We start from the raw sequence: 6639 nt of genomic DNA on the forward strand, positions 1-6639 counted from the left end.
GGATCCCTATTGTCTGCCCAGGCACAGGGGATCACCCCTCTTTTCCCAGAAACTTCCCGAACTCCTATCCCGGTGGAGCCGCTGCCCCCCAGCCAGGATATTCCCACCCTGCCGATCGTGCCGGATCCCCAACCCCGACCAGCCCCCCCTGGATCCCGGAGACCGCTGCCCAGGGGCAGTTTTGAAGAGGTGAGCCGCTACTTCCGCGATCTCAACCGGGCCAAAAACCTGGCCCGCCAAGCGGCTGAAATTGCCAACGGGGGCTTGCAGCGCTACCGCGCCGAAGCTTCCATGCACGGGGCGGCCATCGACGCGCCGTTTGAAGAGTTTGCAGATGCCTGGATCTTCACCTTCCGCGGCGGCGAGCCCGGCTTTACTCGGCCCAGCATCGAAACCCAGGTGCGGGTGGATCGGCGCACCTTCCAGACCACCATCCTCTACAACGGCCCCATCCGTTCTCTGCGCTAATGGGATCCCCGCCATCCCTGGCATAATTCAGAAGAGGGCAAGGGATCCGGGGTATGACCAAGTTTGTCTTCGTCACCGGCGGAGTCGTCTCCAGCATCGGCAAAGGCATTGTGGCGGCCAGCCTGGGCCGTCTGCTCAAGTCCCGCAACTACACTGTGTCGATTTTAAAGCTGGATCCCTACATCAATGTGGATCCCGGCACCATGAGCCCCTACCAACACGGGGAAGTGTTCGTCACCGACGACGGCGCCGAGACGGATCTGGACTTGGGCCACTACGAGCGCTTCACCGACACCAACATGTCCAAGCTCAACAACGTCACCACCGGCGCCATTTACCAGGCGGTGATCTACAAGGAGCGGCGGGGCGACTACCAGGGCAGCACAGTGCAGGTGATCCCGCATGTTACGCAGGAGATCAAAGAGCGCATCCGGCGGGTGGCGCGCGAGACCAACGCCGATGTGGTGCTGGTGGAGGTGGGGGGCACGGTGGGGGACATCGAGTCGCTGCCCTTCTTGGAGGCCATCCGCCAATTTCGCAAAGATGTGGGCCGAGCCAATGTGGCCTACGTGCACGTGACCCTGGTGCCTCTCATCAGGGCGGCGGGGGAGATGAAAACCAAGCCCACCCAGCACTCGGTCAAGGAGCTGCGCTCGATCGGGATTCAGCCGGACGTGTTGGTGTGCCGCTGCGAGCAGCCCCTGCCCCGCGGCCTCAAGGAGAAGATCTCCGAGTTTTGCGACGTGCCGGTGGAATGTGTCATCCAGGCCCAGGATGCCCCCAGCATCTACGATGTGCCTTTGGTGCTGGAGCAGGAAGGGTTGGCGCAGCGGGTTTTGCAGATCCTCACCCTGGATCCGCAGCAGCCGGATCTGCGCGAGTGGGAGCTCTTGGTGCAGCGGCTGCACCACCCTCAAGAGCGGGTAGAAATTGCCATTGTCGGCAAATACGTGCGCCTCACCGATGCCTACCTCTCAGTGGCGGAAGCCCTGCGCCATGCAGGCCTGGCCCTCAATGCCGGCGTTACCTTGCGCTGGATCTCTTCTGAAGAAGTTGAGGAGCGGGGGCCAGAAGCCCTGCTGGCCGGTGTGGACGGCGTGGTGGTGCCGGGGGGGTTTGGCAGCCGGGGCATCGAGGGCAAGGTGGCCACCATCCGCCATGTGCGCGAGCGGGGCATCCCCTTCCTAGGGCTGTGCCTGGGCATGCAGTGTGCGGTGATCGACTGGGGATGCCACATTGCCCATCTGGAGCGGGCCAACAGCTACGAGTTCGATCCCGACACCCCCCACCCCGTCATCAGCCTGCTGCCGGAGCAGAAAGATGTAGAGGATCTGGGCGGAACCCTGCGCCTGGGCCTCTATCCCTGCCGCATTTTGCCCGACACCCTGGCGGCCAAGCTCTACGGCGAGGCCATCATCTACGAGCGCCACCGCCATCGCTACGAGTTCAACAACGCCTACCGCAGCCTATTGCTGGATTCCGGCTACGTCATCAGCGGCGTCTCGCCCGATAACCGCCTGGTGGAAATCATCGAGCTGCCCAGCCACCCTTTCTTCATTGCCACCCAGTTCCATCCCGAGTTTCGCTCCCGCCCCAACCGCCCCCATCCCCTCTTTTTGGGATTGATCCAAGCTGCCCTGCACAACCGTTCCCGGCCTCAAGCCTTGCAGTTGCAGAACACAGGGCAGTTATCTGGTTAAGTTATCCAAGGGTTGTTGTTTCCAGCGCGCCATGCCCCGCCACCGGAAGAAGTCGGATTTGCCGAGCAAAATCTGTCTCACCTGCGGCAGGCCCTTCACCTGGCGCAAGAAGTGGGCCGACTGTTGGCCGGAGGTGAAATACTGTTCTGAGCGGTGTCGCAACCATCGCTCCAAGGGATCCCGATCCTCCTAGACGTCTGGGGCAGATAATGGGGTCGTCAAAGGGGGGTGGCATGCGGTTTCTCAAGTGGCTCTTGCACAATCCTCACGAAACGGAAGAGGAGGATCCCTTTCTGCGGGCCATTACCCGCCTAGAAAGTCTGATCTCGAAGCTGCTTTCCATCTTGATGATCGGGCTGATTGGGGTGGCCGTGGTGGATTTGGCCCGCTTCCTGGTGGCCGATCTGCTGCAGGAGCCGACTGGCTTTTTCTCCACCACTTTGATCGAGATCTTCGGCCTTTTTTTGAATATCCTGATCGCGCTGGAGATTCTGGAGAACATTACCGCCTACTTGCAAAAGCAGGTGGTGCAGGTAGAGCTGGTGATTGTGACTTCTTTGATCGCGGTGGCGCGCAAGATCATTATTTTCGATTTTGAGAAGCTGGGGGGCCTGGATCTCATTGGGCTGGCAGCAGCGACGCTAGCTCTCTCCGTCAGCTACTGGCTGGTGCGACGAGCCAAGCCTTGATCCCTGTCGAGCGAAGGGCGGGCCTGGACAAATCCTGATAGGATAGGGGCGGAGCTTTCTGGCAAGAGAGATGCGCGTGCCCTCAGGGGTTGCCCACCTGTTGAAGCTAGCTGTGCTGGCGGTGCTGCTTTGGGTGGGATCTGGCTTTCTTCCCGCTCTGGCCCGCCCGCATTCTTCTTACGATTTGCTCCTGGCACAACAGTTGGGCAAAACCGTGAAAACCTACAACAGTCCCCCGCCAATGGTGATCGACCCGGCCAAGTCCTATACAGCCACGCTGGAGACCACCGCCGGCACGATGGTTTTGGAGCTGTTCCCACAGGAAGCTCCCCTTGCCGTCAACAACTTTGTCTTCTTGGCCCGAGATCATTTCTACGACGGCGTCATCTTTCACCGGGTCATTCGGGGCTTCATGATTCAGGGCGGGGATCCCACTGGCACGGGGCGAGGCGGGCCAGGCTACCGCTTTCCCGATGAGCCGGTGCAGCGCTCCTACACGCGAGGAACCTTGGCCATGGCCAACGCCGGCCCCAACACCAATGGCAGCCAGTTCTTCATCATGCATGCCGACTACCCGCTGCCGCCCAACTACACGATCTTCGGCCAACTGATCGAGGGGGAGGACGTGTTGGATAAAATTGCCACGGCGCCCACAGGCCCTCAGGATCGCCCGCTGAATCCGGTCGCGATCAAGTCTGTTCGTATCTCGGAATCGAACTAGGTTGGGCCAATCCGGCGAAACAGTTTGGTTAAATTAACTTGGCCTCTGGCCCCATTTTTGCAACTTGCTCTATGGGGGACTCAGTTATGGAGTTCGCTAGGCCCCGGCGAATGTCCCCCCGCATTCTAGTTCTGGATTTTGATGGTGTGCTCTGCGACGGACGGGCGGAGTACTTTGCTTCTTCCTGTCGAGTTTGTAGTCAGGTGTGGGGTTTGGCCCCTGCCCAGTTGGAGCCATTGCGCCCTGCCTTCGACCGCCTGCGACCCCTAATCGAGACCGGCTGGGAGATGCCTCTGCTGCTGTGGGGGCTGCAGCAAGGGATCCCCGAAGAGGACTTGCGCCAAGACTGGCCGGGCTGGCGTCAGCAGTTGTTGCAGCAGGGGGGGGTTTCCGAGCGGGCTTTGGCCCAAGCCCTGGATAAGGTGCGGGATCGCTGGATCGAAGAAGATCTGCAGGGCTGGCTGGGGCTGCACCGCTTTTATCCAGGGGTGACGGCCTGGATGCGCCAGATCCAGGCTGCCGGAGAGCCGCGCCTGGCCATTCTCAGCACCAAAGAGGGGCGGTTTATCCAGCAGCTTTTGCTCCGCGAAGGGATCCAACTGCCGCGCCACCGTATTCTGGGCAAGGAGGTGCAGGCCCCCAAGGCCACCACCTTACAGCGGCTGCTAGCAGCGACCCAGGTAGCGCCTGAGGAACTCTGGTTTGTCGAGGATCGCCTGCAGACGCTGCGCCAGGTGCAGAGCGTACTGGAACTGGAGCAGGTGCTCTTGTTTTTAGCCGAGTGGGGCTACAACCTGCCGGAGGAGCGGGAAGCGGCCGCTCGGGATCCCCGTCTCCATTTGCTCAGCCTAGAACAGTTTTGCCAGCCCTTTGAGCAGTGGTTGGCCCTGCCTGTTCCTTCCCCTCGCCTTGCTGTCAGCCCGGCCAGCCCGGAAGACTTCACCCCTGGCCGGAAACGCCCGGAAGCCGGTTTGGCCTCGCTGGTGCTGACCTTGGTGGAGCTGCTGCGGCAGTTGATGGAAGCTCAGGTGGTACGCCAGATGGAAGCCAATCGCCTCTCTGCAGAGCAAATTGAGCGGGCCGGCAGCAGCCTGCAAGCCCTGCGCCAGCAAATTCGGCAACTCTGCGCCCTGCTGGAGATCGACCCAGCGGATCTCAACCTGGACTTGGGAGATCTGGGCACGCTTCTGCCCCGTCAGGGGGACTACTACCCCGGCCAACCCCACGGCGAGGGATCCCTGCTGGAGTTGTTGGATCGGCTGATCCACACCGGCATTGTCATCGACGGCGAGATCGACCTGGGGCTGGCGGACTTGGATCTCATCCACGCCCGCCTAAAACTGGTGCTCACCTCTAGCGCCAAGCTCTAGCGGGGCTGTGATCAAGAGTGGCCTGAGCATTGAGAGTCTTGATTGAGATAATTGGGAGAAGCCATGCCTGAAGAGAGAAGAGAGCCCAGAAATCGCGGTATGCTGGCTTTGGATCCCGTTAACCTCTCTTCATAGTCTTCTCCTATGGATGTCTTCGCCCCAACCGGAAACCTGCATGCCGACGCCATTTGGCCAGAGGTGGTGGTCACCCTCACGCTGTTGATTGTCTTGGTGGTGGATCTGGTGGGTGGGTCGGCGGCGCGCAAAAATCTTCCGATCCTCTCCATCTTCGGCTTGATCGGAGCCTTGGTGACCTTGGTGTTGCAATGGCAGCAGCCCCAATTGGAGAGCTTCTTGGGCAGCTTTGCGGCGGATCCAATTAGCATTCTCTTCCGGGGCCTGGTGGTGGCAACGGCAGCTCTGACGGTGATGATGGCGGAGCGCTACATCGCCCAGGCGGGGACACCCACTGGCGAGTTTTATGTGTTGCTCCTCACCGCCACCTTGGGGGGCATGTTCCTCGCCGGGGCGACGGATTTAATCATGGTGTTCGTCTCCTTGGAAACGCTGGGCATCGCCAGCTACCTGATGGCCGGCTACACCAAGCGGGATCCGCGTTCTTCCGAGGCAGCCCTGAAGTACCTTTTGACGGGGGCCAGCAGCACGGCCATCTTCCTCTACGGCATGTCGCTGCTCTACGGCCTGTCGGGGGGGCAGACCCAATTGGCGGCCATCGCGCCCTACCTGGCCAATGCCGGCCTGGTGGGGATCCTTGCCTTGGTGTTCTGCCTGGGCGGCATTGGCTTTAAGCTGGCGGCGGTGCCTTTTCACCAGTGGACTCCTGATGTTTATGAGGGATCCCCGACGCCGGTGGTGGCCTTTTTGTCGGTGGGATCCAAAGCGGCAGGTTTTGCCCTGGCCATTCGCTTTCTGGCCACTGCGTTCCCGGCCATGACGGAAGAGTGGCGGGCGGTGCTCTCGGTGCTGGCCATTTTGACCATGGTGCTGGGGAACGTGGTGGCCATCGCCCAAACCCGCCTCAAGCGCCTGCTGGCCTATTCTTCCATTGGGCAGGCGGGTTTTGTCTTGATTGGGTTGGTGGCGGGCACCGAAGCGGGCTATGCCAGCTTGATTTTTTACCTGATGGTCTATTTGGCCATGAACCTGGGAGCCTTTCTCTGCGTCACCCTGTTCAGCCTCAAGACCGGCACCGACGAAATCAACGAGTACAGCGGCCTCTATCAGAAGGATCCCTTCCTCACCCTTTGCCTGAGCATTTGTCTGCTCTCTCTGGGCGGGTTGCCGCCGCTGGCGGGCTTTTTCGGCAAGCTCTATCTTTTCTGGGCCGGCTGGCAGGCAGGGGCTTACACGCTGGTGCTGGTGGGCTTGGTGACCAGCGTCATCTCCATCTACTACTACGTGCGGGTAGTGAAAACCATGGTGGTGAAAGAGCCGCAGGAGATGTCGCTTTCGGTGCAAAACTACCCTGAGACGAACTGGCAGGCCGAAGGCATGCCGGCTTTGCGGGTGGGCATGGTGCTGACGCTGGTGGCCACGATCTTTGCCGGGATCCTCTCCAATCCGCTCTTTACTCTCTCCACCCAGGCGGTGGAGCAAAGCCCGTTTTTGGGGTTCCCGACAGCCCAGGCTTTTGCTCCAGAGGCGACCAGCCCTTCTCTGACAGTTGCGGG

At 60.8% G+C, this 6639-nt stretch carries 7 protein-coding genes; all 7 read left to right on the forward strand.

Annotated elements, in window-relative coordinates:
- On the forward strand, positions 1-468 hold a 468-nt coding region (locus NW844_RS07345; RefSeq protein ID WP_414334737.1), incomplete at its 5' end, for a hypothetical protein.
- Between the two features lie 53 nt (positions 469-521).
- A complete protein-coding gene (locus NW844_RS07350) occupies positions 522-2168 on the forward strand; it encodes a CTP synthase (RefSeq protein WP_414334738.1) in 1647 nt (548 codons plus the stop codon).
- A gap of 31 nt (positions 2169-2199) precedes the next feature.
- Positions 2200-2361, forward strand: coding sequence for a DUF2256 domain-containing protein (locus NW844_RS07355; protein ID WP_414334739.1), 162 nt, complete (start codon positions 2200-2202; stop codon positions 2359-2361).
- Positions 2362-2401: 40 nt separating this feature from the next.
- Complete coding sequence (locus NW844_RS07360; protein ID WP_414334740.1) at positions 2402-2857, forward strand: phosphate-starvation-inducible PsiE family protein; 456 nt, start codon at positions 2402-2404, stop codon at positions 2855-2857.
- Between the two features lie 241 nt (positions 2858-3098).
- Positions 3099-3578, forward strand: coding sequence for a peptidylprolyl isomerase (locus NW844_RS07365; RefSeq protein WP_414334743.1), 480 nt, complete (start codon positions 3099-3101; stop codon positions 3576-3578).
- 110 nt (positions 3579-3688) lie between these two features.
- Positions 3689-4948 (forward strand): gas vesicle protein GvpJ, encoded by a 1260-nt coding sequence (gvpJ, locus tag NW844_RS07370; RefSeq protein ID WP_414334741.1) that lies wholly within the window; start codon positions 3689-3691, stop codon positions 4946-4948.
- Between the two features lie 144 nt (positions 4949-5092).
- Positions 5093-6639: NAD(P)H-quinone oxidoreductase subunit N (locus NW844_RS07375; RefSeq protein ID WP_414334742.1), on the forward strand; the 1547-nt coding region annotated here is incomplete at its 3' end.

Origin of the sequence: Synechococcus sp. H55.2 (genome assembly GCF_047462495.1) — a bacterium.
Classification (GTDB): Bacteria; Cyanobacteriota; Cyanobacteriia; order Thermostichales; family Thermostichaceae; genus Thermostichus.

Excerpts from the sequence above, each read along its gene's own strand:
- NW844_RS07350 (WP_414334738.1), top strand. The coding sequence starts at position 522 with ATGACCAAGTTTGTCTTCGTCACCGGCGGAGTCGTCTCCAGCATCGGC.
- NW844_RS07355 (WP_414334739.1), top strand. The coding sequence starts at position 2,200 with ATGCCCCGCCACCGGAAGAAGTCGGATTTGCCGAGCAAAATCTGTCTC.
- NW844_RS07360 (WP_414334740.1), top strand. The coding sequence starts at position 2,402 with ATGCGGTTTCTCAAGTGGCTCTTGCACAATCCTCACGAAACGGAAGAG.
- NW844_RS07365 (WP_414334743.1), top strand. The coding sequence starts at position 3,099 with ATGGTGATCGACCCGGCCAAGTCCTATACAGCCACGCTGGAGACCACC.
- gvpJ (WP_414334741.1), top strand. The coding sequence starts at position 3,689 with ATGTCCCCCCGCATTCTAGTTCTGGATTTTGATGGTGTGCTCTGCGAC.